The following is a 22030-nucleotide window of genomic DNA, read 5'->3' as shown; positions in this document are numbered from 1 at the left end:
ACAGAAAGAGAAGGCCCAGCATGCTACTTGCACTCGCGCAATGGCTCCAGAATGACGCCAGCTTCATGCGCGTGTTCACCTACATTACGTTCCGCGCCGTGGGAGCCACGGCGACGGCGATGTTGATCGGTCTCGTCTGCGGCCCCTGGGTGATCCGCAAGCTGACCGCGATGAAAGTCGGCCAGGCCGTGCGCAAGGACGGCCCGCAGACGCACCTCGTCAAGTCGGGTACGCCGACGATGGGCGGCGTGCTCATTCTCATCGGCATCGCGGTATCCACGCTGCTATGGGCGGATCTCACGAACCGCTTCGTGTGGATCGTGATGCTCGTCACGTTCGGTTATGGCGTGATTGGCTGGGTGGACGACTATCGCAAGGTCGTGCACAAGGACCCGCGCGGCATGTCGTCGCGCGAGAAGTATTTCTGGCAATCGGTCATCGGCATTTTCGCGGCGGTTTATCTCGCGTTCAGCGTGTCCGAAGCCAACAACGCGCGCGTGTTCGATCTCTTCATGGCGTGGGTGCGCAGCGGCCTTTCGATGGGCTTGCCCGCGCGCGCCGACCTCATGCTGCCGTTCCTCAAGTCGATCACGTATCCGCTCGGCGTGTGGGGCTTCATCGCGATGACGTACTTCGTGATCGTCGGATCGAGCAACGCGGTGAATCTCACCGATGGCCTCGACGGTCTCGTCATCATGCCCGTGGTGCTCGTCGGTGCGTCGCTCGGCGCGTTCGCTTACGTGATGGGTTCCTCGGTCTATTCGAAGTACTTGCTCTTCCCGCACATTCCCGGCGCGGGCGAATTGCTGATCTTCTGCTCGGCCATGGGCGGCGCGGGGCTCGCGTTCCTTTGGTACAACACGCACCCCGCGCAGGTCTTCATGGGCGATGTCGGCGCGCTCGCGCTCGGCGGCGCGCTCGGCACCATCGCCGTGATCGTGCGCCAGGAAATCGTGCTGTTCATCATGGGCGGCATCTTCGTCGCGGAAACGCTTTCCGTGATGCTGCAAGTCTTCTGGTTCAAGTTCACGAAGCGCCGTTATGGCGAAGGCCGCCGCTTCTTCAAGATGGCGCCGCTGCATCACCACTACGAACTGTCCGGCTGGACGGAAACGCAAGTGGTGGTGCGCTTCTGGATCATCACGTTGATGCTGTGTCTGTTCGGCTTGTCGACGCTGAAGTTGCGTTGATTCGTCAGCGTCCGAAGGTTCATCCGTTTCCGGTTTAGATCAAAGGTAAAAGCGATGTTTGGCGAGAAGTTTTCCGGTCGGCAAAGTCCGATGGTGCTCGTGCTGGGGCTCGGTGAATCCGGCCTCGCGATGGCGCGCTGGTGCGCCAGGCACGGTTGCCGCCTGCGGATTGCCGATACGCGCGAAACGCCGCCGAATCTCTCCGAACTCGTCATCCATAACATCGATGCCGATTTCGTCGGCGGCGCGTTCACGACGGAACTGCTGGACGGCGGCATCGAACTCGTCGCGGTCAGTCCGGGCCTGTCGCCGCTCGCGCCGGATCTCGCGCCGCTCGTCGCGGCTGCCAGGGAACGCGGCATTCCAGTGTGGGGCGAGCTCGAACTCTTCGCGCAGGCGCTCGCGGGACTCGCCGTGAACGGCTATCAGCCGAAGGTGCTCGCCATCACCGGCACGAACGGCAAGACCACGACAACCGCGCTCACCGGTCTTCTGTGCGAGCGCGCGGGCAAGCGCGTCGCGGTCGCGGGGAACATCAGCCCGGCGATGCTCGACAAGCTCGCCGAAGCCATCGATCAGACCGCGCTGCCGGACGTCTGGGTGCTCGAACTGTCGAGCTTCCAGCTCGAGACCGCGCACACCTTCGAGCCGGATGCCGCCGCGGTGTTGAACATCACGCAGGATCATCTCGACTGGCACGGCGGCCTCGATGCCTACGCCGCCGCGAAAGGCCGCATCTTCGGCCCGCGCACGACGCGCGTGCTCAATCGCGACGACGCCCGCACGATGGCGCTCGCCGTCAACGTCGCGCAGGACCGCGTGGTGACGTTCGGGCTGAACGAGCCGTCGAAGGTCGGCGACTACGGCTTGCTGCGCGACAACGGTATCGCGTGGCTCGCGCAAGGTATCGATCGCGACGCCGCCGACGAGCCCACGTCGTCGCGTCGTCGCAAGCAGGAAACGGCGGCGCCGAATGTCGTCGCCAAGCGGCTGATGCCGTCGGATGCGCTGCGCATTCGCGGTCTGCATAACGCGGCGAACGCGCTCGCCGCGCTCGCGCTCGCGCGTGCAATCGACCTGCCGCTCGCGGCGCTCTTGCATGGCTTGCGCGAATATCGCGGCGAGCCGCATCGCGTGGAAGTGATCGGCCAGATCGACGGCGTCGATTATGTCGACGACAGCAAGGGCACCAACGTCGGCGCAACGGTCGCCGCGCTCGACGGCCTCGCGCAACGCGTGGTGCTGATCGCCGGCGGCGACGGCAAGGGCCAGGATTTCTCGCCGCTCGAAGCGCCGGTGGCGCGCTGGGCCCGCGCAGTAATGCTGATCGGCCGTGACGCGCCGCGCATTCGCGAGACGCTCGCATCGACGGGCGTCGCGCTCGAAGATCACGCGACGCTCGAAGGCGCGACCAACGCGGCGGCACGAATCGCGGAAGCCGGCGACGCCGTCCTGCTCTCGCCCGCGTGCGCGAGCCTCGACATGTTCAAGAACTACGCACACCGCGCGGACGTGTTTCGCGGCGCGGTCGAAGAAATCGCCGCAGCGCGGGGAGTGATGCTATGAGCTGGTCGGAACGCTTCGGATCGAAACTGACCGGCCAGCGCAACGCGGTCGCGAACGACTCGCTCGCCGGTCGCGCGGGTGCGAGCGCGCGCGTCGGCCGCACGGAAGGCGCGGGCGGCATTTCGAGCGCGGTCAATGGCGTGCGTCCCGCGCGCTCGCGCATGCTCGACTACGATCATTCGCTCTTGTGGGTGACCATCGCGTTGCTCGGGCTCGGCATCGTCATGGTGTATTCGGCGTCGATCGCCATGCCCGATTCGCCGAAGTACGCGCAGTATCGCGACTACCACTTCCTCGTGCGTCACCTTATTTCCATCGCGACGGCGCTCGTCGGCGCGGTCATCGCGTTCAAGATTCCGGTGAAGACCTGGGAAAAGTACGCGCCGAAGCTCTTTCTTTTCGCGCTCGTGCTGCTCGTCATCGTGCTGATTCCGCACATCGGCAAGGGCGTGAACGGCGCGCGCCGCTGGATTCCGCTCGGCATCACGAACATGCAGCCGTCGGAAATCATGAAGCTCGCGGTGACCATCTATGCCGCCAACTACACCGTCCGCAAACAGGAGTTCATGCACAGCTTCGGCAAGGGCTTTCTGCCGATGGCCGTCGCGGTCGGCGCAGTCGGCGCGCTGTTGCTGCTCGAACCGGACATGGGCGCGTTCATGGTGATCGCGGCCATCGCGATGGGCGTGCTGTTCCTGGGCGGCGTGAACGGCAAGCTGTTCGGCGGCCTCGTGCTGACGGCGGTGGGCACGTTCACGATGCTCGTGTGGCTCTCGCCGTGGCGTCGCGAGCGGATCTTCGCGTACCTCGATCCGTGGGACGACCGTTATGCACAAGGCAAGGCGTATCAGCTGACGCACTCGCTGATCGCGTTCGGACGCGGCGAGTGGTTTGGCGTGGGACTCGGCGGCAGCGTCGAAAAGCTCAACTATCTGCCCGAAGCGCATACCGACTTTATTCTCGCGGTGATCGGCGAGGAACTGGGCTTCGTCGGCGTGATCGTCGTCATTCTGCTGTTCTACTGGATCGTGCGCCGCGCGTTCGAGATCGGCCGCCAGGCGCTCGCGCTCGATCGCACGTTCGCCGGTCTGATGGCGAAGGGCGTGGGCATCTGGTTCGGCGCGCAGACGTTCATCAACATGGGCGTGAATCTCGGTCTCCTGCCGACCAAGGGCCTCACGCTGCCGCTCGTTTCGTACGGCGGCTCGGGCATTCTGCTGAACTGCGTCGCGCTGGCGGTGCTGCTTCGCGTGGATTACGAGAACCGGGTTCTGATGCGCGGAGGGAAAGTATGACCGCGCAACGCGACCGCACCTTGATGGTCATGGCGGGCGGCACCGGTGGCCACGTGTTTCCGGGTCTCGCCGTCGCGCACTGGATGCAGGCGCACGGTTGGCGCGTCGTGTGGCTCGGCAACGCGAGCGGCATGGAAGCGACGCTCGTCCCGAAGCACGGCGTGCCGATGGAATACGTGCGCTTCGGCGGCGTGCGCGGCAAGGGCATCAAGACCAAGCTGATGCTGCCGGTCAACCTGCTGCGCGCGTGCTCGCAAAGCCTGCGCGTGCTGCGCCGGATCAAGCCGGATGTCGTGCTCGGCATGGGCGGCTACATCACGTTTCCGGCGGGCGTCATGACGAAGCTCGCGGGCTGCCCGCTCGTGCTGCACGAACAGAATTCCATCGCGGGACTCGCGAACAAGGTGCTCGCGCATCTCGCGAAGCGCGTGCTCGTCGCGTTCCCGGATGCGCTGCCGAATGCCGAATGGACCGGCAACCCCATTCGCGCGGAACTTAACGCGACATTGCCGCCCAAAGAACGCTACGCCGCGCGTTCGGGAAAGCTGAACGTGCTGGTGGTCGGCGGCAGTCTCGGCGCTGCCGCGCTGAACGAAACGGTGCCGAAGGCGCTCGCGCTGCTGCCCGCGGATCAACGTCCGCGCATCGTGCATCAGGCGGGCGCGAAGCATATCGAAGCACTCGAAGCGAACTACGCAGCGGCGGGTTTCGCGCGCGGCGACGACCTGCAGCTCGTGCCGTTCATCGAAGACATGGCGAGCGCTTACGCATCCGCCGATCTCGTGATCTGCCGCTCGGGCGCGATGACGGTTTCCGAAATCGCGGCGGTCGGCGTGGCGGCGCTCTTCGTGCCGTTCCCGTTCGCCGTCGACGATCACCAGACGACCAACGGCGCGTTCCTCGCCAGGAACGGCGCTGCGGAGTTGATACAACAACGCGATTTGTCGGCGGAAAGGCTCGCCGGCTGGTTGCGTGCGCAAACGCGCGAGACGCTCGCCGGCATGGCCGTGCGCTCGCGCGCGCTGGCGAAGCCGGATGCGACCGAACGGGTCGCAAGCGTCTGCGCCGACGTGGCCGGCGCGCGTTTCGACGCGCAAGCTCGGGAGGCACATTAGGACATGAAACACATCGTCAAGCACATTCACTTCGTCGGCATCGGCGGAGCAGGGATGAGCGGCATCGCGGAGGTGCTGCTCAATCTCGGATATCAGGTCAGCGGCTCGGACCTGTCGAAGAACGCGGTCACCGAACGGTTGCGTGCGCTGGGCGCGCGCGTCGAGATCGGGCATCACGAAGACAACATCGAAGGCGCGAATGCGGTCGTCGTATCGACGGCCGTGCGTCCCGACAATCCCGAAGTGCTCGCCGCGCGCCATCGCCGCGTGCCCATCGTGCCGCGCGCGGTGATGCTCGCGGAACTCATGCGCTTGAAGCAGGGCATCGCGATCGCCGGCACGCACGGCAAGACCACGACCACGTCGCTCGTCGCGAGCGTGCTGGCCGCGGGCGGGCTCGATCCGACCTTCGTGATCGGCGGGCGGCTCATCAGCGCGGGCGCGAACGCGCGGCTCGGCACGGGCGACTTCATCGTCGCGGAAGCGGACGAATCGGATGCGTCGTTCCTGAATCTTTTCCCGGTGATCGAAGTCATCACGAACATCGACGCCGATCACATGGACACCTACGGCCACGACTTCGCGCGGCTCAAGCAGGCGTTCATCGAATTCACGCACCGGCTGCCGTTCTACGGCATCGCGGTGCTGTGCGTCGACGATCCGAACGTGCGCGAAATCCTGCCGTTCGTGTCGAAGCCGATCATCCGCTACGGCATCGGCGCGGAAGCGCAAGTGCGCGCGGTGAACATCGAGGCGCGCGAAGGCCGCATGCATTTCACGACGATGCGCGAAGACGCGCCGCCGCTCGACATCGTGCTGAACCTGCCGGGCCTGCACAACGTGCAGAACGCGCTCGCGGCCATTGCAATTGCGACTGAACTTGAAGTGGCCGATGCCGATATCCAGAGAGCGCTTGCCGAATTCAACGGTGTCGGGCGGCGCTTCCAGCGCTACGGCGAAGTGAAGACGGCTGACAACGAAGGCGCGTACACGCTGATCGACGACTACGGTCATCACCCCGTCGAAATGGCGGCGACCATCGCGGCGGCGCGCGGCGCGTTTCCGGACCGGCGTCTCGTGCTCGCGTTCCAGCCGCATCGCTATACGCGCACGCGCGACTGCTTCGAGGACTTCGTGAAAGTGCTGTCGATGGTCGATGCCCTCGTGCTCACCGATGTCTATTCCGCAGGCGAATCGCCGATCGTCGCCGCCGATGGCCGCGCGCTCGCGCGTGCCATTCGCGTCGCCGGAAAGATCGAGCCGGTGTTCGTCGAAACAGTGGATGAAGTGCCGGACGCGGTGACGACCATCGCGCGCAACGGCGACGTGGTGATCACGATGGGCGCGGGTTCCATCGGCGGTGTGTGCGGGCGGCTCGCGCAGAGCCAGCCGCAGTGATGACAGCAATGAACGACGCAATGAGCAACACAGTGAACAACATCGATCCGAAAGTTTTCGGCAAAGTGGCCGTGCTTCTCGGCGGAAATTCCGCGGAGCGCGAGGTCTCGCTCAATTCGGGCCGGCTCGTGCTCGAAGGTCTGCGCGATGCCGGCATCGACGCGCATCCGTTCGATCCGGCCGAGCGTCCGCTGTCGGATCTGAAAGCCGAGGGCTTCGAGCGCGCGTTCATCGCGCTGCACGGCGGCTATGGCGAGAACGGCCAGTTGCAGGGCGCGCTGGATTTTTACGGCATCCGCTACACGGGCAGCGGCGTGCTGGGCTCGGCGCTCGGCATGGACAAGCTGCGCACCAAGCTCGTGTGGCAGCAGACCGGCATTCCGACGCCGCCGTTCGAAACCGTCGTGCGCGGCGACGACTTCGCATCGCGCGCGCGGGACATCATCGCGAAGCTCGGGCTGCCGCTCTTCGTGAAGCCGGCGAGCGAAGGATCGAGCGTCGCGGTCATCAAGGTGAAGAGCCCGGAATCGCTCGTGCCGGCGCTCGAACAGGCCGCGCAGTTCGACAAGATCGTGATCGTCGAGAAGAGCATCGAAGGCGGCGGCGAGTACACGTGCTGTATCGCGGGCGATCTCGATCTGCCGGTCATCAAGATCATTCCGGCGGGCGAGTTCTACGACTACCACGCGAAGTACATCGCCGACGACACGCAATACCTGATTCCCTGCGGCCTCACCGCCGACGAGGAATCGCGCATGAAGCAGTTGACGCAGCGCGCGTTCGACATGCTCGGCTGCACCGACTGGGGCCGCGCCGATTTCATGCTCGACGCGAACGGCAACCCGTACTTCCTCGAAGTGAACACGGCGCCGGGCATGACGGATCACTCGCTGCCGCCAAAGGCCGCGCGCGCGGTGGGCATCAGCTACAAGGACCTGGTGGTGAAGGTGTTGTCGCTCACGCTGAAGAGCTAACGCAGGAACAACGGAACAAGACGAAACGCAAGCCATGTGGAACAACGTTCGCCAGATGAATCTCGCCGCCAGCGCGCTGCACGCCATGCTCGTGCTGATGCTGCTGTGCGCCGCGGGCGTATGGGCGATCCAGCGTCCCGAGTTCCGCCTGCGCGAGATTCAGATCGACGGCGACACGTCGCACATCAATACGCCGACGGTGCGCGCGAGCGTGGTCGGACATTTGAAGGGCAACTTCTTCACCGTCGATCTCGATACCGCGCGCGCCGCGTTCGAGCAGATGCCGTGGGTGCGCCATGCGAGCGTGCGCCGCGTGTGGCCGAACGCCCTCGCGGTGTCGCTCGAGGAATACAAGCCGCTCGGCACGTGGGGCAGCGATCAACTGGTGAGCGTCGACGGCGAGCTGTTCACCGCGAATCAGGGCGAACTCGACGACGACCTGCCCGCGTTCGACGGTCCCGAAGGCACGGCGAAAGAAGTAGTCGCGCGTTACCACGACTTCCAGAAGTGGTTCGCACCGCTCGACGCGCAGCCCGAAGAAGTGACGCTGTCGCCGCGCTTCGCGTGGACGGTGAAGCTCTCGAACGGCACGCAGATCGAACTGGGCCGCGAGCGCAATCAGGACACGCTGTTCGACCGCTGCAAGCGGTTCGTCGCATCGTGGCCCTCCGTGACGGGGCGGTGGGGCAAGGAGATCGAATACGCGGATCTGCGTTACCCGAATGGCTTCGCGATACGCGCCGCCAGCATGCGCTTCATCAACGACACCGACAAGGCCAAGAAGTAAGCAGACATCACAGGCATGAGCACGCTATGAGCAAAGACTACAAAGACCTGCTGGTTTCCCTCGACATCGGAACGTCGAAGGTGGTCGCGATCGTCGCCGAATTGAAGGGCGAAGGCCACTACGAGGTAATCGGACTCGGTCAGAGCGACTCGAAGGGGTTGAAGAAGGGCGTCGTGGTCAATATCGAGGCCACGGTGCAATCCATTCAGCGCGCGCTCGAAGAAGCCGAGCTGATGGCCGATTGCAAGATCACCAACGTATTCACCGGCATCGCGGGCAGCCACATTCGCAGCTTCAATTCGAGCGGGATGGTCGCGATCAAGGACAAGGAAGTCACGCAGACCGACGTCGCGCGCGTGATCGAAACGGCCAAGGCGATCAACATTCCGACCGATCAGCAGGTGCTGCACATCCTGACGCAGGAATTCATCATCGACGGTCAGGAAGACGTGCGCGAGCCGATCGGCATGAGCGGCATCCGCCTCGAAGTGAAGGTGCACATCGTGACGGGCGCGGTGAGCGCGGCGCAGAACATCGTGAAGTGCGTGCGCCGCTGCGGGCTCGAAGTGAACGACCTCATTCTGCAGCCGCTCGCGTCGTCGCTCGCGGTGCTGACCGAGGACGAGAAGGAACTGGGCGTCGTGCTCGTCGATATCGGCGGCGGCACCACGGACATCGCCATTTTCAGCGAAGGCGCGATCCGTCATACGGCCGTGATCCCGATTGCCGGCGATCAGATCACAAGCGACGTCGCGATGGCGCTGCGCACGCCGACGCCCGACGCGGAAGACATCAAGGTCAGCTACGGCATCGCGAAGCAGGCGCTCGCCGATCCGGACGAAATGATCGAAGTGCCGGGCTTGGGCGAACGCGGTCCGCGAACGCTGTCGCGCCAGGCGCTGGCGGCGGTCGTCGAGCCGCGCGTCGAAGAGCTGTTCTCGCTCGTGCAGCAGGTCGTGCGCGAATCCGGCTACGAAGAGCTGCTGTCGAGCGGCGTCGTGCTGACCGGCGGCGCGGCGATGATGCCCGGCATGGTCGAACTCGGCGAAGACATTTTCTTGAAGCCAGTGCGCATCGGCGTGCCGGAGTACGCGGGCGGTCTCGCGGACGTGGTGCGCAATCCGCGCTACTCCACCGCGATGGGTCTGCTCGCAGAAGGACGCTCGCAGCGCATGCGCGGCCGCAAGGTCGCGGTGCAGAACGGATCGATGGGACAGGTGCTCACGCGGATGAAGGACTGGTTCCTCGGGAACTTCTGAGGTCGTCCGCAGCACAGCAGTGCTAACAAATTGATGTAAGCAGTGAATATAATTCGCGCCGGTACCGGCGGCTAGCGCGCGGCAAGAGGTTGCCCGATCTCTTGCCGGATAACGCCGATCTTCATTCTTGACGGAGGCAACATGGATTTCGAAATGCTGGAAACGGAAACCAACGGAACGATCATCAAGGTCGTCGGAGTTGGCGGTGCGGGCGGCAACGCCGTTCAGCACATGATCAATCGCGGTGTGCAGGGCGTCGACTTCATCGTGATGAACACGGACGCACAGGCGCTCGCCCGCTCGCGCGCGCCGGCGGTCCTGCAGTTGGGAATGACCGGTCTGGGCGCTGGCGCCAAGCCGGAGAAGGGCAAGGAAGCGGCGGAAGATGCACGCGAGCGCATCGCCGACGCACTGCGCGGCGCGCACATGGTGTTCATCACCGCCGGCATGGGCGGCGGCACGGGCACGGGCGCGGCGCCGGTCGTGGCGCAGATCGCGAAGGAAATGGGCATTCTGACGGTTGGCGTCGTGAGCAAGCCGTTCGAATTCGAAGGCGGCCGCCGCATGCGCGTGGCGGAAGCCGGTTCGCAGCAGCTGGAGGATCACGTCGATTCGCTGATCGTCGTGCTGAACGACAAGCTCTTCGAGGTGATGGGCGACGACGCCGAGATGGACAAGTGCTTCCAGTGCGCGGACGACGTGCTGAACAACGCTGTCGCGGGTATCGCTGAAATAATCAATGTCGATGGTCTCGTCAACGTCGACTTCGAAGACGTGAAGACGGTGATGGGCGAGCAGGGCAAGGCGATGATGGGCACGGCGACGGTTGCCGGCGTCGATCGCGCGCGTCTCGCGGCTGAACAGGCCGTGGCGAGCCCGCTCTTGGAAGGCGTGGATCTGTCGGGCGCGCGTGGCGTGCTGGTGAACATCACGTCGAGCCGTTCGCTGCGTCTGTCGGAAACGCGCGAAGTGATGAACACCATCAAGTCCTACGCCGCCGACGACGCGACCGTGATCTTCGGCGCCGTCTACGACGACGCCATGGGGGACGCGCTGCGCGTGACGGTGGTGGCAACGGGCCTGGGCCGCGCGGCGAAGAAGCAGCAGCAGGCGCCGATGACCCTCCTGCGCACGGGCACCGATAACCAGCCGGTCGCGCACGCGCACGCCGCGCATGGCAACTACGCGCCGCAGCACGCGCAGGCAACGGATTACGGTCAACTGGACACGCCGGCAGTGTGGCGCTCCACGCGTGAAACCGCGGCATCGCACGTGCAGGCATTGCAGGAGAAGGGCGTCGATACGTACGACATCCCCGCGTTCCTGCGCAAGCAGGCGGACTGACGAGCCTCGCGCTTGGTCGGTAGCTGGCATGCGAAGTGCAGCCACCGCAGGCACGTCGAGGTGAGCCCGGCGATGCAGGTTTCGCGTGGGGCGACTGTCCAAGGCCGCGTCGAGGACCGACGCCAGGCCGTGGCCAGCCGACCCCCACGAATCTGCCGATGTGCAGATGAAACCGACACCGCCGAAGCAGGCTTGAGGCGACTGCGGGACGATGTCAATCGCAAGGATGTTCGAGCACTGACGAGGGAAGGACCGAGCATGATCGAAGTGGGTGAAACGTTGCCCGACGCGCGTCTCTTCGAGTTCATCGAAGTGGCGAGCGAGGGCTGCGCCGTGGGACCGAACGGGTTCTCGGCGCGCGAGCGGACCGCAGGCAAACGCGTGGTGATCTTCGGATTGCCGGGCGCGTTCACGCCGACGTGCTCCGCCAGACACGTGCCGGGTTATATCGATGCAGCGGATGCGTTGTTCGCCGCCGGCATCGACGAAATCTGGTGCGTTTCCGTCAACGACGCGTTCGTCATGAACGCGTGGGGACGCGATCTTCAAGCCGCGGGCAAGGTGAAGATGATCGCGGACGGCAGTGCGCGTTTCACTCAGGCACTCGGACTGGATCAGGATTTGTCCGAGCGTGGCATGGGAATCCGTTCCCAGCGCTACGCGATGGTGGTCGACAACGGCGTGGTCAAGACGCTCGCTGTCGAAGCACCCGGCAAGTTCGAAGTCAGCGATGCTCAAAGCATCCTGGCGACGTTGAGCTGATCGCAGCGGCGTCGCGTTGCGGTTACGCAACGCTTACAGACGCACTCGCAAGCGGCGCAACTTGGGGCCGATGACCGGAAATGCCTCCATTCCGGGCATCGGCCCATTTCACTTGACTGTCCCTGCGCTCCGGCGTAACACAGGGAAACAGTTGATACCTGTCGGTTTGGGACGGCGTGCGCCGAATGGAGTATAATTCGGTCTATTAGAATTCAAGGCACGATTGATTCTCTTTATTGGGAATTGTTATCGGACAAAAATCATGTTGAAGCAGCGAACAATCAAGACCGTCGTCAAAACCGTGGGAATCGGGCTTCATTCCGGCCGTAAGGTCGATTTGACGCTGCGTCCGGCGCCGGCCGGGACCGGCATCGTGTTTTCGCGGATCGACTTGCCGCAGCCGGTGGACATCCCCGCATCCGCGATGGCGATCGGCGACACGCGGCTCGCGTCCGTGCTGCAGAAGGACGGCGCGCGCGTATCGACCATCGAGCACTTGATGTCGGCGTGCGCGGGTCTCGGCATCGACAATCTGTACGTCGATGTGACCGCCGAGGAAATCCCGATCATGGACGGCAGCGCTGCTTCTTTCGTGTTTCTCATTCAGTCGGCGGGCATCGAAGAGCAGAACGCACCGAAGAAGTTCATCAAGGTGAAGAAGCCTGTCGAAGTCCGCGACGGCGACAAGTTCGCGCGCCTGGAGCCGTATTTCGGCTTCAAGTTGAGCTTTACCATCGATTTCCGTCATCCCGCTGTCGACAAGACGGGCCAGGCGCTGGAAGTCGATTTCGCGACGACGTCGTATGTACGTGACATCGCGCGCGCCCGCACGTTCGGTTTCGCGCATGAAGTCGAAATGATGCGCGAACTGGGCCTCGCACGCGGCGGCAGCATGGACAACGCGATCGTGCTCGACGAATACCGCATCCTGAACAACGACGGCCTGCGTTACGACGACGAGTTCGTGAAGCACAAGATGCTCGACGCGATCGGCGACCTGTACGTCGTGGGGCATCCGCTGCTGGCGTCGTACAAGGCGTACAAGGGCGGCCACGCGATGAACAACATGCTGCTGCGCGAACTGCTCGCGAACGAAGACGCTTATGAAATCGTCACGTTCGACGACACGCAGAAGGCGCCGCGCGGTTTCGCGTTCGATACGCAGACGGCATTTGCCTGACCTTCGGCAAAGACCAAAGAAGTGAAGTGAGCGGCAGCGAAAGCGCCGCTCATTTTTTTTGCCCGCGCCCCTGATGACGCGCGGCCATGCGCGCGAGCGCTTCCTGCAACGGCGACGGCGCCAGCGTTTCCGCCAGATCGTGCAACGCCGACGCGCCCGCCGCCGACATGCGCGCCTGCTTCGGCGGCGCGGTTTCCTTGACGGCTTGCGGACGCACGCGGATTTTCAGCGAATCGACGGCCCAGCCGCGCTGTTGCAGATCGGCTAGCAGACGCGGCTCGATATGCCGCAAACGCGCCGCCAACGCGTTGTGCGCAGCGAAGAGCGCCAGCACGCCATCCTTGATGAAGCCCGGTTCGACGTTCGACGCGAGATAGTCGGGTAAAAGCGCGGTGAGGTCGCGCTGAAGCGCCGCCATTTGCTCGACGCCCGCGCGCAATGCGCGAAACGCATCCGTCCGATCCAGCACGTCGGCTATGGCTTGCGGCCGGCGCGGATCGAAGCGCTGCGGCGCGTACCTTGAATTTGTAGAAAAACGGCTCATTCTTTGATCGACGGACGCCTGATGCGACACCTCGATTGTACCGCGAGCCCGCCGCCCGGCACGCGCGGACGCCTTGTTCCGACGCCCGCGCGGCCCGGCTTTCAAGCGGTTGACTGTCGCGTTCCACCGACGCCCGCCAGGCCACGCCGACGCAAGATCTACTTGACTCGCGTGCTAAAATTCCCGATTCGAATTTCACCCAATGGACTTAAGTCGCCGAGGTTTTCCGCACCCGGACGCAGCAGACGCTGCCGTCCGTCCGAAGCCGCGACGCAGACACTGATCCGATGACGACCGGTTTCCTTCAGAAGATTTTTGGCAGCCGCAATCAGCGGCTGGTCAAGCAGTACCAAAAGACCGTTGCGGCGATCAATGCCCTCGAGCCGACCGTCGAGAAGTACTCGGACGATCAGTTGCGCGCGAAGACGGACGAGTTCCGCAAGCGCGTCGCCGGCGGTGAGTCGCTCGACGTGATTCTCCCGGAAGCGTTCGCCGTCTGTCGCGAAGCGAGCCGGCGCGTCCTGAAAATGCGCCATTTCGACGTCCAGTTGATCGGCGGCATGGTCCTGCACTACGGCAAGATCGCCGAAATGCGCACGGGCGAGGGCAAGACGCTCGTCGCCACGCTCGCTGCGTATCTGAACGCGTTGTCGGGCCGCGGCGTGCACGTCGTGACGGTGAACGACTACCTCGCGCAGCGCGACGCCGAATGGATGGCGCGCCTTTACAACTTCCTCGGGCTTTCCTGCGGCGTGAATTTGTCGCAGATGCAGCACGGGCAGAAGCAGGAAGCCTACGCGGCGGACATCACGTACGGCACGAACAACGAATTCGGCTTCGACTATCTGCGCGACAACATGGTCTACGAGACCAATGCGCGCGTGCAGCGGCCGCTCAATTTCGCGATCGTCGACGAAGTGGACTCGATTCTCATCGACGAAGCGCGTACGCCGCTCATCATCTCCGGTCAGGCCGAAGATCACACCGACCTCTACGTGCGCATGAACGCGCTGCCGCCGCTGCTCGAACTGCAGATCGGCGAGGAGAAGGCGGACGGCACGGGCGTCGAAAAGCCGGGCGACTACACGCTCGATGAGAAAGCGCGTCAGGTGTTCCTGACCGAATCGGGCCACGAAAAGGCGGAGCGTCTGCTCGCCGAGTGGGGCCTGATCGGCGAGGGCGAAAGTCTCTACGCGCCGCAGAACATCACGCTGATGCATCACATCTATGCCGCCCTGCGCGCGCATACGCTTTTCCATCGCGATCAGCATTACGTGGTGCAGAACGGCGAAGTCGTGATCGTCGACGAATTCACGGGCCGCATGATGACCGGCCGCCGCTGGTCCGACGGCTTGCATCAGGCCGTCGAAGCGAAGGAACACGTTCAGATTCAGGCCGAGAACCAGACGCTCGCCTCGATCACGCTGCAGAACTACTTCCGCATGTACGCGAAGCTGTCCGGCATGACCGGCACGGCGGATACGGAAGCCTACGAGTTCCAGGAAATTTACGGCCTCGAAACGGTCGTGATTCCGACGAACCGTCCGCCGAAGCGCGTCGACAAGCAGGATCAGATCTACAAGACGTCGAAGGAACGTTACGACGCGGTCATTCGCGACATCCGCGACTGCGTCGAGCGCGGGCAGCCCACGCTTGTCGGCACCACGTCGATCGAAGCGTCGGAGCTGCTGTCCGGCCTGCTGAGCCAGCAGGGTGTCAAGCACGAGGTGCTCAACGCGAAGCAGCACGCGCGTGAAGCGGCCATCGTCGCGGAAGCCGGGCGGCCGGGCGTCGTGACCATCGCGACGAACATGGCGGGCCGCGGCACGGACATCGTGCTCGGCGGCAACGTCGAGAAGCAGGCGTCGTTCATCGAGGCGGATCTTTCGATTCCCGAGGACGAAAAAGCGGCGCGCATCCAGAAGCTGCACGACGAATGGCAGGCGCTGCACGACCACGTGAAGGCGGCGGGCGGGCTGCATATCATCGGTACCGAGCGCCACGAATCGCGCCGTATCGACAATCAGCTGCGCGGCCGCGCGGGCCGTCAGGGCGATCCGGGCTCGTCGCGCTTCTATCTCTCGCTGGACGATCCTCTTCTGCGCATCTTCGCGGGCGACCGCGTGCGCGCGATCATGGATCGCCTGAAGATGCCGGAAGGCGAGCCGATCGAAGCGGGCATGGTCACGCGTTCGATCGAAGGCGCGCAGCGCAAGGTCGAAGCGCGCAACTTCGATATCCGCAAGCAACTGCTCGAATACGACGACGTCTCGAACGATCAGCGCCGCGTGATCTATCAGCAGCGCAACGAACTGCTCGAAGCGCACGACGTGCAGGAAACCATCGCCGCGATGCGCCACAGCGTCATCACCGATCTCGTGCGCACGTTCATTCCGGCGGGCAGCATCGAAGAGCAGTGGGACGCGCCCGAGCTGGAAGAAGTGCTGCGCAACGAATGGTCGCTGGACCTCGCCATTCAGGAGATGATCAACGAGTCGAATTCGATCGACGCCGAGGAAATCTGCGAAGCCGTGCTCTCCGCCGCCGACGAAGCGTACGAAGCGAAGGTCGCGCTCGTGGGCCGCGAATCGTTCAGCGCGTTCGAGCGCTCGATCATGCTGCAGACGCTCGACAGCCGCTGGCGCGAGCATCTTGCGGCGCTCGATCATCTGCGTCAGGGCATCCATCTGCGCGGCTATGCGCAGAAGAATCCGAAGCAGGAATACAAGCGCGAAGCGTTCGAGCTCTTCGCCGCCATGCTCGATGCCGTGAAGCAGGAAGTCACGCGCGTCGTGATGAACGTGCAGATCCAGTCGCCTGAGCAGCTGGAAGAAGCCGCCGAGCAGTACGAAGAGAAGGGCAGCCATCTGGAGAACGTGTCGTTCACGCACGCGGACTACAGCGCCCCCGCCGCGCCGACGGCCACGCCCGCAGCGGCAGCCGCCGCGACCGCCACGGCGCAGATGGTCAGCCAGGCAATGGCCACGAACGACGACATCACCGTCGCCACGCGCCCGTCCGATGAAGTGCCGAAGGTCGGACGCAACGACCCGTGCCCGTGCGGCAGCGGGAAGAAGTACAAGAACTGTCACGGCAAGCTCGCCTAAGAGCTTTCTGATCGACGAACGGACAAGCGACGCAGCGATGCGTCGTTTGTCTTTGCAGGTCTCACCGAGGGCCGCGCTGCGCGCCCGAGCGTTTCACGGCGCCGCCCGAATTACGGAGCGGCGTCAGTCTTCCACAGCGTGCCGGCGCATCGGGCCGGCACTCGCCACCTTCAGCGAGTCGCGAACATGGCTGTCAACTTCCCTTCGATCGATCCCGCCGCGCTACATCCCGTCGCCGGCGTCACGCTAGGCTGGGCCGAAGCGAATATTCGCAAGCCCAATCGCAAGGATGTGCTCGTGATTCGCGTCGATGAAAGCGCGACCGTCGCGGGCGTGTTCACGCAGAACCGCTTCTGCGCGGCGCCGGTGACCGTGTGCCGCGAGCATCTCGATGCCGTGCGCGCGGGTGGCAAGGGCATTCGCGCGCTCGTGGTCAACACCGGCAACGCGAACGCGGGCACGGGCGAGCCGGGCATGGCCCACGCGCGAGAGACCTGCGCGGAATTGGCGCGCCTCACGGGCCTCGATGCGCAGCAGATTCTGCCGTTCTCGACCGGCGTGATTCTGGAGCCGCTGCCGATCGATCGCCTGAAGGCGGGCCTGCCCGCCGCGCTCGCGAATCAGCAGCCGGCGCACTGGTTCGATGCTGCGCAAGCCATCATGACGACGGACACGCTGCCGAAGGCGTCGTCGCGGCAAGTGCAGATCGACGGCCACACGGTCACGCTGTCCGGCATCAGCAAGGGCGCGGGCATGATCAAGCCGAACATGGCGACGATGCTCGGCTTCCTCGCCTTCGATGCCGCTGTCGCGCAGCCCGTGCTCGACGCGCTCGTGAAGCACGTGGCGGATCGCTCGTTCAACTGCATCACGATCGACGGCGATACGTCCACGAACGATTCGTTCATCCTCATTGCGTCGGGCAAATCGAGCCTGCCCGCGATCACGTCGACGGATTCGCCCGCGTACGCCGCCCTGCGCGACGCGGTCACGGCCGTGGCGCAAGAACTCGCTCAACTGATCGTGCGCGACGGCGAAGGCGCGACCAAGTTCATGACGGTCACGGTCGAAGGCGGCAAGGATGTTGCTGAATGCAGGCAGATTGCCTACGCGATCGGCCATTCGCCGCTCGTGAAGACCGCGTTTTATGCGTCCGATCCGAACCTCGGCCGCATTCTTGCCGCCATCGGCTATGCGGGCGTGACGGATCTCGACGTCGGCAAGATCGATCTTTATCTCGACGACGTGCTCGTCGCGAAGGCGGGCGGCCGCAACCCCGACTACCGCGAAGAAGACGGCCAGCGCGTGATGAAGAAGAGCGAAATCGCGATCCGCGTGAAGCTCGGACGTGGCAGCGCGGAAGCAACCGTCTGGACGTGCGACCTTTCGCACGATTACGTCAGCATCAACGCCGATTACCGCTCGTAACGCGCGCTCGACCGGCGCGCAAAGAAATGGACATGGACAAACTCGAACAATTTCTCACGCGCGCCGAAGCGGTGCTGGCGCGCATCGAAGGCATGCTGCCGCCGGCGGCGCCCGACATCGACTGGCAATCCGCGGTGGCGTTCCGCTGGCGCAAGCGCCAGGGGCGCGGCTTTCTGCAACCGGTGCCGTCTATCTCGCATATTTCGCTCGATGATCTGCAGAACATCGATCGCCAGAAAGGGCTGATCGAACAGAACACGCGGCAGTTCGTGAACAAGCTGCCCGCGAACAACGTGTTGCTGACGGGCGCGCGCGGCACGGGCAAGTCGTCGCTCATCAAGGCGTGCCTGAACGCCTACGCGAAGGACGGCCTGCGCCTGATCGAAGTCGACAAGGACGATCTGCACGATCTCGGCGATATCGTCGATCTGATCTCGATGCGGCCCGAGCGCTTCATCGTGTTCTGCGACGATCTCTCGTTCGAGGAAGGCGAATCGGGTTACAAGGCGCTGAAGGTGGCGCTCGACGGGTCCGTCGCCGCGCAGTCGGACAACGTGCTGATCTACGCGACGTCGAATCGCCGTCATCTGTTGCCCGAGTACATGAGCGACAACGAGACGTACAAGCACATGCCCGATGGCGAGATTCACCCGGGCGAAGTCGTCGAAGAGAAGATTTCGCTATCGGAGCGTTTCGGGCTGTGGGTCAGCTTCTATCCGTTCAAGCAGGACGACTATCTGACGATCGTCGGGCACTGGCTCCGTCACTTCGGCGTCGATGCCGCCGAAATCGAATCCGCTCGTGGCGATGCGCTCGTGTGGGCGCTCGAACGCGGTTCGCGCTCGGGGCGCGTGGCGTGGCAGTTCGCGCGCGACTGGTCGGGCCGCAAGCAATGAGCGCCACGACGGATATGCGACGCGATGTCGCACCCGATGGCCGCAAGGTGACCGAAGTGGCCGTCGGCGTGATGGTGCAGCCGGATGGCCGCTATCTGCTGGCGCAGCGGCCCGACGGCAAGCCGTACGAGGGCTACTGGGAGTTTCCGGGCGGCAAGCTGGAAGCGGGAGAGAGCGTCGAAGCGGCGCTCGCGCGTGAATTGCACGAAGAACTGGGCATCGACGTGAACGCGTGCGAAGTCTGGCGGACGCTCGAGCACGATTACCCGCATGCGTACGTGCGTCTTTTCTTCTGCAAGGTAACTGGCTGGACCGGCACGCCGCTAGGCCGCGAAGGACAGGCTATCGCGTGGCAGGCGCTTCCGGTGGAAGTCGCGCCGCTTCTGCCCGCCGCGATTCCCGTGCTGGCATGGCTTGCGGCGGAAGCGGAGCAGTAGGCGAGTTTAGTTCAGGCCGCCGTGCGAGTCGTCGTCCGGCGGCGTTTCCTGCGAGTTACCCGCGATCTTGTATTTCTCGGTCGCCCAGGCGCCGAGATCGATCTGCTTGCAGCGCTCCGAGCAGAACGGGCGAAAGCGGTTTTCCGGGACCCAGCGCACTTCCTTGGCGCAGGTCGGACATTTGACGACAGTGGTCATGACGGTGAGGCGTGACGAATTGAGCCGGCGTTGATCAACAGTCGATCATATAAGGACGAATCGCCCGCTTCAAAGACTGCAAAGCGTCAGATGAAACGGGACGTCGACATCGACGGCGCGCGGTTTCAGGTCACCGTCCTGCACGGTGAAGCGCACCCACAGCATGTACTTGTTGGCGCTCGCTTCCGGAATGACGCGCACTTCGGGCGACACGCGCACCTGCATGAGCTGGTACGTGCGGCCTGACAGCATCTGCTGATAGCTGCCCTGCATCGCCATGACCTTCGACGCCTGCCCCGACTCGCGCGCGAGCCTGAGGACGATGGCGGCCGCGTCGCGCAAAGCGAGCATCGGCATGACCCAGCTGGCGATGTCCTGACGGCGCTGCTCGGCGGGCAACTGCTGCCAGGCGTAATACGAGGGCAGGTCGAACTTGCAGGTGCCGCCGGGGATGATCGTGCGGCTGCGGATGCTCGCGAGCCATTCGTTGTCCGCAAGATGCTGGCCGGTCTTGCCGTGCATGTCGCCCAGCCCGGCGAGCGTCTGCTCGATTTCGCCGAGCACGGCTTCCAGCGCTTCCTGCTCGATGCCCGGATTGCCGCGAAACGGCGCGAGCGTCTGGCGTTGCCGCTCCAGTTCCTTCATCAGATCGGCTTTGAGATCCGTGCGCCCCGCGACTTCGGCGATTTCGAAGAGCGTCGTCAGCGCCACGTGATGCTCCCGGGGATCTTCCTGCGTCAGGAAGAACGTGAAGCGCTCGAACAAGTCTTCGAGACGCAGCAGCGTCCGGATTCGCTCGTTGAAGGGATACTCGTAAAGGATCAAGCGCTCGCCTCGGCGTGGGTCGGTTGCTTCCATGAGCGGAAGTCAGCACATTCTAATGCTGCATCCGAACCCTAGCAAATCGGGCACCATTCGCGCTGCTTTTACGGCTTTTCCAAGCGAAATTTGCAACTTTTTCGATGTTTCCGGCTCCACGGCCGTCAGCGTGCGAGCTGAAGATAGCGCGCGTGCAGTTCGTCGACCTGACTACCGAGCGTTTCGAGCGTGGCGATGTCGTCGTTGAGGACGACGTCGTCTGCTGCCGCGAGCCGCATTTCGCGCGATGCCTGCTTCGCGATGATCGCCAGCACCTGCTCGCGCGAGAAGCCATTGCGCTGCATGACGCGTGCAATCTGCGTCTCGACGGGGCAATCCACGACCAGCACGCGCGACACCCGCGACGCCCAATTTCCCGATTCCACCAATAGCGGCACCACGACGATGTGATACGCACCGCCCGCCGCGTGCCGTTGCCGCTCGGTTTCCGCGCGAATCAACGGATGCAGGATGGCTTCGAGACGCGCTTTCGCGGTGTCGTCGGCGAAGACGAGTTCGCGCATCCTGGCGCGATCGAGCGAGCCGTCCGGCGCGATGAACGCGCTGCCGAATTCGCTTCCGATGAGCGGCATGGCGAGGCCGCCCGGCGCGGTCATCTGATGCGCGATCACGTCCGTATCGATGAGCGGCACGCCGCGCGCCGCGAACAGGTCCGCGACCGTGCTCTTCCCGCTGCCGATGCCGCCCGTCAGCCCGATGCTGAACATCCGCTGCTCCTTCTTTTCATCCGAACAATGCGTAAAGCGGCGTGCCGACGAAGAGCGTGATCGCGCCGCCCGCCGCGAGGAACGGTCCGAACGGCAACGGCTCTTCGAAGCGCATGCGGCCGCGCCACGTCGCGAGGATACCGAAGACCGCGCCAGCCACCGCCGAAATCAGGACCACTTGCGCGAGCGACGCCCAGCCGAGCCACGCGCCGATCGCGGCCAGCAGCTTGAAATCGCCATAGCCCATGCCTTCCACGCCGCGCGCGAGCCTGAAGAGCCAGTACACGCACCACAGGAAAAGATAGCCCGCGATCGCGCCGACTACCGCGTCGTGCAGCGTCGCGAATCCGCCTTCGCCCAGATTGACGATGAGTCCCGTCCACAGCAATGGCAGCGTCAGCACGTCGGGGAGATAGCGCGTGTCGTAATCGACGAGACTCGCGGCCAGCAAGGTCGCGCAGAGTCCGAACGCGGCGAGCGCGGGCCAGTCCGGACCGTAGGCGTAGAGCGAAAGCGCGGCGAGCGCGGCGGTCGCCAATTCGATGAGCGGATAGCGCGGGCTCACGCGCGCGCCGCATTGCGCACAGCGGCCTCTCAGCGCGACATAACTCACGACCGGAAAGTTCTCCCACGCACGCAGCACATGCCCGCAATGCGGACAGGCGCTGCGCGGCACGGCGAGATTGAAGCGCGCGGGATAAGCGTCGGCGGGCGGTTTGGCGGCGTCGGCGCTATCGGAATCAGGGTGAAACTCCGCTTCGAATTCCGCGCGCCAGGCGCGTTCCAGCATGACCGGCAAGCGATGCACGACGACCGTCAGGAAGCTGCCGATCACGAGCCCGAACACGACGGCGAACGCGTACTGCGCGGCGACGGGCAGCGCCGCGAACGGCGCCAGATAGGCGCTCGCGTGATGCGCGGCGGACGGATCGAACGGAAGCTGCATGATATGGATGGATGTCTT

20 protein-coding genes are annotated in these 22030 nt (G+C 64.3%); 15 read left to right on the top strand and 5 right to left on the bottom strand.

Annotation, left to right across the window (positions count from 1 at the left end):
• The first annotated feature begins 20 nt into the window (after positions 1–20).
• The 11 genes from mraY to lpxC all read left to right on the top strand — a co-directional run bounded on the left by mraY (position 21) and on the right by lpxC (position 12870).
• A complete protein-coding gene (gene mraY / locus AWB72_RS20330) occupies positions 21–1190 on the top strand; it encodes a phospho-N-acetylmuramoyl-pentapeptide-transferase (protein WP_040050498.1) in 1170 nt (389 codons plus the stop codon).
• 54 nt (positions 1191–1244) lie between these two features.
• On the top strand, positions 1245–2756 hold the full coding sequence (murD, locus tag AWB72_RS20325) for a UDP-N-acetylmuramoyl-L-alanine--D-glutamate ligase (RefSeq protein ID WP_040050499.1): 1512 nt from the start codon (positions 1245–1247) through the stop codon (positions 2754–2756).
• Positions 2753–4051, top strand: a complete 1299-nt coding sequence (gene ftsW / locus AWB72_RS20320) for a putative lipid II flippase FtsW (RefSeq protein ID WP_040050500.1) — start codon at positions 2753–2755, stop codon at positions 4049–4051. The genes murD and ftsW overlap by 4 nt, the downstream gene beginning before the upstream one ends.
• Positions 4048–5166 (top strand): undecaprenyldiphospho-muramoylpentapeptide beta-N-acetylglucosaminyltransferase, encoded by a 1119-nt coding sequence (gene murG / locus AWB72_RS20315; RefSeq protein WP_040050501.1) that lies wholly within the window; start codon positions 4048–4050, stop codon positions 5164–5166. Before ftsW ends, murG begins: the two co-directional genes overlap by 4 nt.
• Before the next feature lie 3 nt (positions 5167–5169).
• On the top strand, positions 5170–6564 hold the full coding sequence (murC, locus tag AWB72_RS20310; protein ID WP_040050502.1) for a UDP-N-acetylmuramate--L-alanine ligase: 1395 nt from the start codon (positions 5170–5172) through the stop codon (positions 6562–6564).
• 32 nt (positions 6565–6596) lie between these two features.
• Entirely contained in the window at positions 6597–7538 is a 942-nt protein-coding gene (locus AWB72_RS20305) for a D-alanine--D-alanine ligase (RefSeq protein ID WP_040050531.1), read from the top strand.
• A 34-nt stretch (positions 7539–7572) separates the two neighbouring features.
• Positions 7573–8325: a cell division protein FtsQ/DivIB gene (locus AWB72_RS20300; RefSeq protein WP_040050503.1), complete on the top strand. Its 753-nt coding sequence runs from the start codon at positions 7573–7575 to the stop codon at positions 8323–8325.
• 26 nt (positions 8326–8351) lie between these two features.
• Positions 8352–9584, top strand: coding sequence for a cell division protein FtsA (ftsA, locus tag AWB72_RS20295; protein ID WP_035966862.1), 1233 nt, complete (start codon positions 8352–8354; stop codon positions 9582–9584).
• Between the two features lie 141 nt (positions 9585–9725).
• Positions 9726–10928 carry a cell division protein FtsZ gene (gene ftsZ, locus AWB72_RS20290; RefSeq protein WP_040050504.1) on the top strand — a complete coding sequence of 401 codons (1203 nt, stop codon included), beginning with the start codon at positions 9726–9728 and terminating at the stop codon, positions 10926–10928.
• A 258-nt stretch (positions 10929–11186) separates the two neighbouring features.
• Positions 11187–11690: a peroxiredoxin gene (locus AWB72_RS20285; protein WP_040050505.1), complete on the top strand. Its 504-nt coding sequence runs from the start codon at positions 11187–11189 to the stop codon at positions 11688–11690.
• Positions 11691–11952: 262 nt separating this feature from the next.
• The gene (gene lpxC, locus AWB72_RS20280; RefSeq protein WP_040050506.1) at positions 11953–12870 is read left to right on the top strand and encodes a UDP-3-O-acyl-N-acetylglucosamine deacetylase; all 918 of its coding nucleotides are present in this window, start codon (positions 11953–11955) and stop codon (positions 12868–12870) included.
• A gap of 49 nt (positions 12871–12919) precedes the next feature.
• On the opposite strand, the gene AWB72_RS20275 is transcribed toward lpxC, so the two are convergent.
• A complete protein-coding gene (locus tag AWB72_RS20275) occupies positions 12920–13414 on the bottom strand; it encodes a DciA family protein (RefSeq protein WP_040050532.1) in 495 nt (164 codons plus the stop codon).
• 287 nt (positions 13415–13701) lie between these two features.
• On the opposite strand from AWB72_RS20275, the gene secA reads away from it, so the two are divergent.
• From secA to AWB72_RS20255, 4 genes are all read left to right on the top strand, one after another.
• Positions 13702–16521, top strand: a complete 2820-nt coding sequence (gene secA / locus AWB72_RS20270) for a preprotein translocase subunit SecA (RefSeq protein ID WP_040050507.1) — start codon at positions 13702–13704, stop codon at positions 16519–16521.
• Between the two features lie 186 nt (positions 16522–16707).
• Entirely contained in the window at positions 16708–17949 is a 1242-nt protein-coding gene (argJ, locus tag AWB72_RS20265) for a bifunctional glutamate N-acetyltransferase/amino-acid acetyltransferase ArgJ (RefSeq protein ID WP_040050508.1), read from the top strand.
• Between the two features lie 32 nt (positions 17950–17981).
• A complete protein-coding gene (locus AWB72_RS20260; protein ID WP_040050533.1) occupies positions 17982–18845 on the top strand; it encodes an ATP-binding protein in 864 nt (287 codons plus the stop codon).
• Positions 18842–19282, top strand: a complete 441-nt coding sequence (locus AWB72_RS20255) for an NUDIX domain-containing protein (RefSeq protein ID WP_040050509.1) — start codon at positions 18842–18844, stop codon at positions 19280–19282. The genes AWB72_RS20260 and AWB72_RS20255 overlap by 4 nt, the downstream gene beginning before the upstream one ends.
• Before the next feature lie 6 nt (positions 19283–19288).
• Here AWB72_RS20255 and AWB72_RS20250 read toward each other — a convergent pair whose 3' ends face one another.
• The 4 genes from AWB72_RS20250 to AWB72_RS20235 all read right to left on the bottom strand — a co-directional run bounded on the left by AWB72_RS20250 (position 19289) and on the right by AWB72_RS20235 (position 22012).
• Complete coding sequence (locus AWB72_RS20250; protein WP_040050510.1) at positions 19289–19480, bottom strand: DNA gyrase inhibitor YacG; 192 nt, start codon at positions 19478–19480, stop codon at positions 19289–19291.
• A 69-nt stretch (positions 19481–19549) separates the two neighbouring features.
• Positions 19550–20305 carry a cell division protein ZapD gene (gene zapD, locus AWB72_RS20245; protein ID WP_040050534.1) on the bottom strand — a complete coding sequence of 252 codons (756 nt, stop codon included), beginning with the start codon at positions 20303–20305 and terminating at the stop codon, positions 19550–19552.
• 158 nt (positions 20306–20463) lie between these two features.
• Entirely contained in the window at positions 20464–21066 is a 603-nt protein-coding gene (gene coaE / locus AWB72_RS20240) for a dephospho-CoA kinase (RefSeq protein ID WP_040050511.1), read from the bottom strand.
• 16 nt (positions 21067–21082) lie between these two features.
• Positions 21083–22012, bottom strand: a complete 930-nt coding sequence (locus AWB72_RS20235) for a prepilin peptidase (RefSeq protein WP_040050512.1) — start codon at positions 22010–22012, stop codon at positions 21083–21085.
• Positions 22013–22030 lie beyond the last annotated feature (18 nt).

Origin of the sequence: Caballeronia concitans (genome assembly GCF_001544615.1) — a bacterium.
Classification (GTDB): Bacteria; Pseudomonadota; Gammaproteobacteria; order Burkholderiales; family Burkholderiaceae; genus Caballeronia; species Caballeronia concitans.
The sequence above is the reverse complement of the archived record's forward strand: the minus strand, read 5'-3'. Positions and strand labels throughout refer to the sequence as shown.

Bases quoted from the DNA above. Each gene is read 5' to 3' on its own strand.
- mraY (WP_040050498.1), top strand. From the start codon at position 21: ATGCTACTTGCACTCGCGCAATGGCTCCAGAATGACGCCAGCTTCATG.
- murD (WP_040050499.1), top strand. From the start codon at position 1,245: ATGTTTGGCGAGAAGTTTTCCGGTCGGCAAAGTCCGATGGTGCTCGTG.
- ftsW (WP_040050500.1), top strand. From the start codon at position 2,753: ATGAGCTGGTCGGAACGCTTCGGATCGAAACTGACCGGCCAGCGCAAC.
- murG (WP_040050501.1), top strand. From the start codon at position 4,048: ATGACCGCGCAACGCGACCGCACCTTGATGGTCATGGCGGGCGGCACC.
- murC (WP_040050502.1), top strand. From the start codon at position 5,170: ATGAAACACATCGTCAAGCACATTCACTTCGTCGGCATCGGCGGAGCA.
- AWB72_RS20300 (WP_040050503.1), top strand. From the start codon at position 7,573: ATGTGGAACAACGTTCGCCAGATGAATCTCGCCGCCAGCGCGCTGCAC.
- ftsA (WP_035966862.1), top strand. From the start codon at position 8,352: ATGAGCAAAGACTACAAAGACCTGCTGGTTTCCCTCGACATCGGAACG.
- ftsZ (WP_040050504.1), top strand. From the start codon at position 9,726: ATGGATTTCGAAATGCTGGAAACGGAAACCAACGGAACGATCATCAAG.
- AWB72_RS20285 (WP_040050505.1), top strand. From the start codon at position 11,187: ATGATCGAAGTGGGTGAAACGTTGCCCGACGCGCGTCTCTTCGAGTTC.
- lpxC (WP_040050506.1), top strand. From the start codon at position 11,953: ATGTTGAAGCAGCGAACAATCAAGACCGTCGTCAAAACCGTGGGAATC.
- AWB72_RS20275 (WP_040050532.1), bottom strand. From the start codon at position 13,414: ATGAGCCGTTTTTCTACAAATTCAAGGTACGCGCCGCAGCGCTTCGAT.
- secA (WP_040050507.1), top strand. From the start codon at position 13,702: ATGACGACCGGTTTCCTTCAGAAGATTTTTGGCAGCCGCAATCAGCGG.
- argJ (WP_040050508.1), top strand. From the start codon at position 16,708: ATGGCTGTCAACTTCCCTTCGATCGATCCCGCCGCGCTACATCCCGTC.
- AWB72_RS20260 (WP_040050533.1), top strand. From the start codon at position 17,982: ATGGACAAACTCGAACAATTTCTCACGCGCGCCGAAGCGGTGCTGGCG.
- AWB72_RS20255 (WP_040050509.1), top strand. From the start codon at position 18,842: ATGAGCGCCACGACGGATATGCGACGCGATGTCGCACCCGATGGCCGC.
- AWB72_RS20250 (WP_040050510.1), bottom strand. From the start codon at position 19,480: ATGACCACTGTCGTCAAATGTCCGACCTGCGCCAAGGAAGTGCGCTGG.
- coaE (WP_040050511.1), bottom strand. From the start codon at position 21,066: ATGTTCAGCATCGGGCTGACGGGCGGCATCGGCAGCGGGAAGAGCACG.
- AWB72_RS20235 (WP_040050512.1), bottom strand. From the start codon at position 22,012: ATGCAGCTTCCGTTCGATCCGTCCGCCGCGCATCACGCGAGCGCCTAT.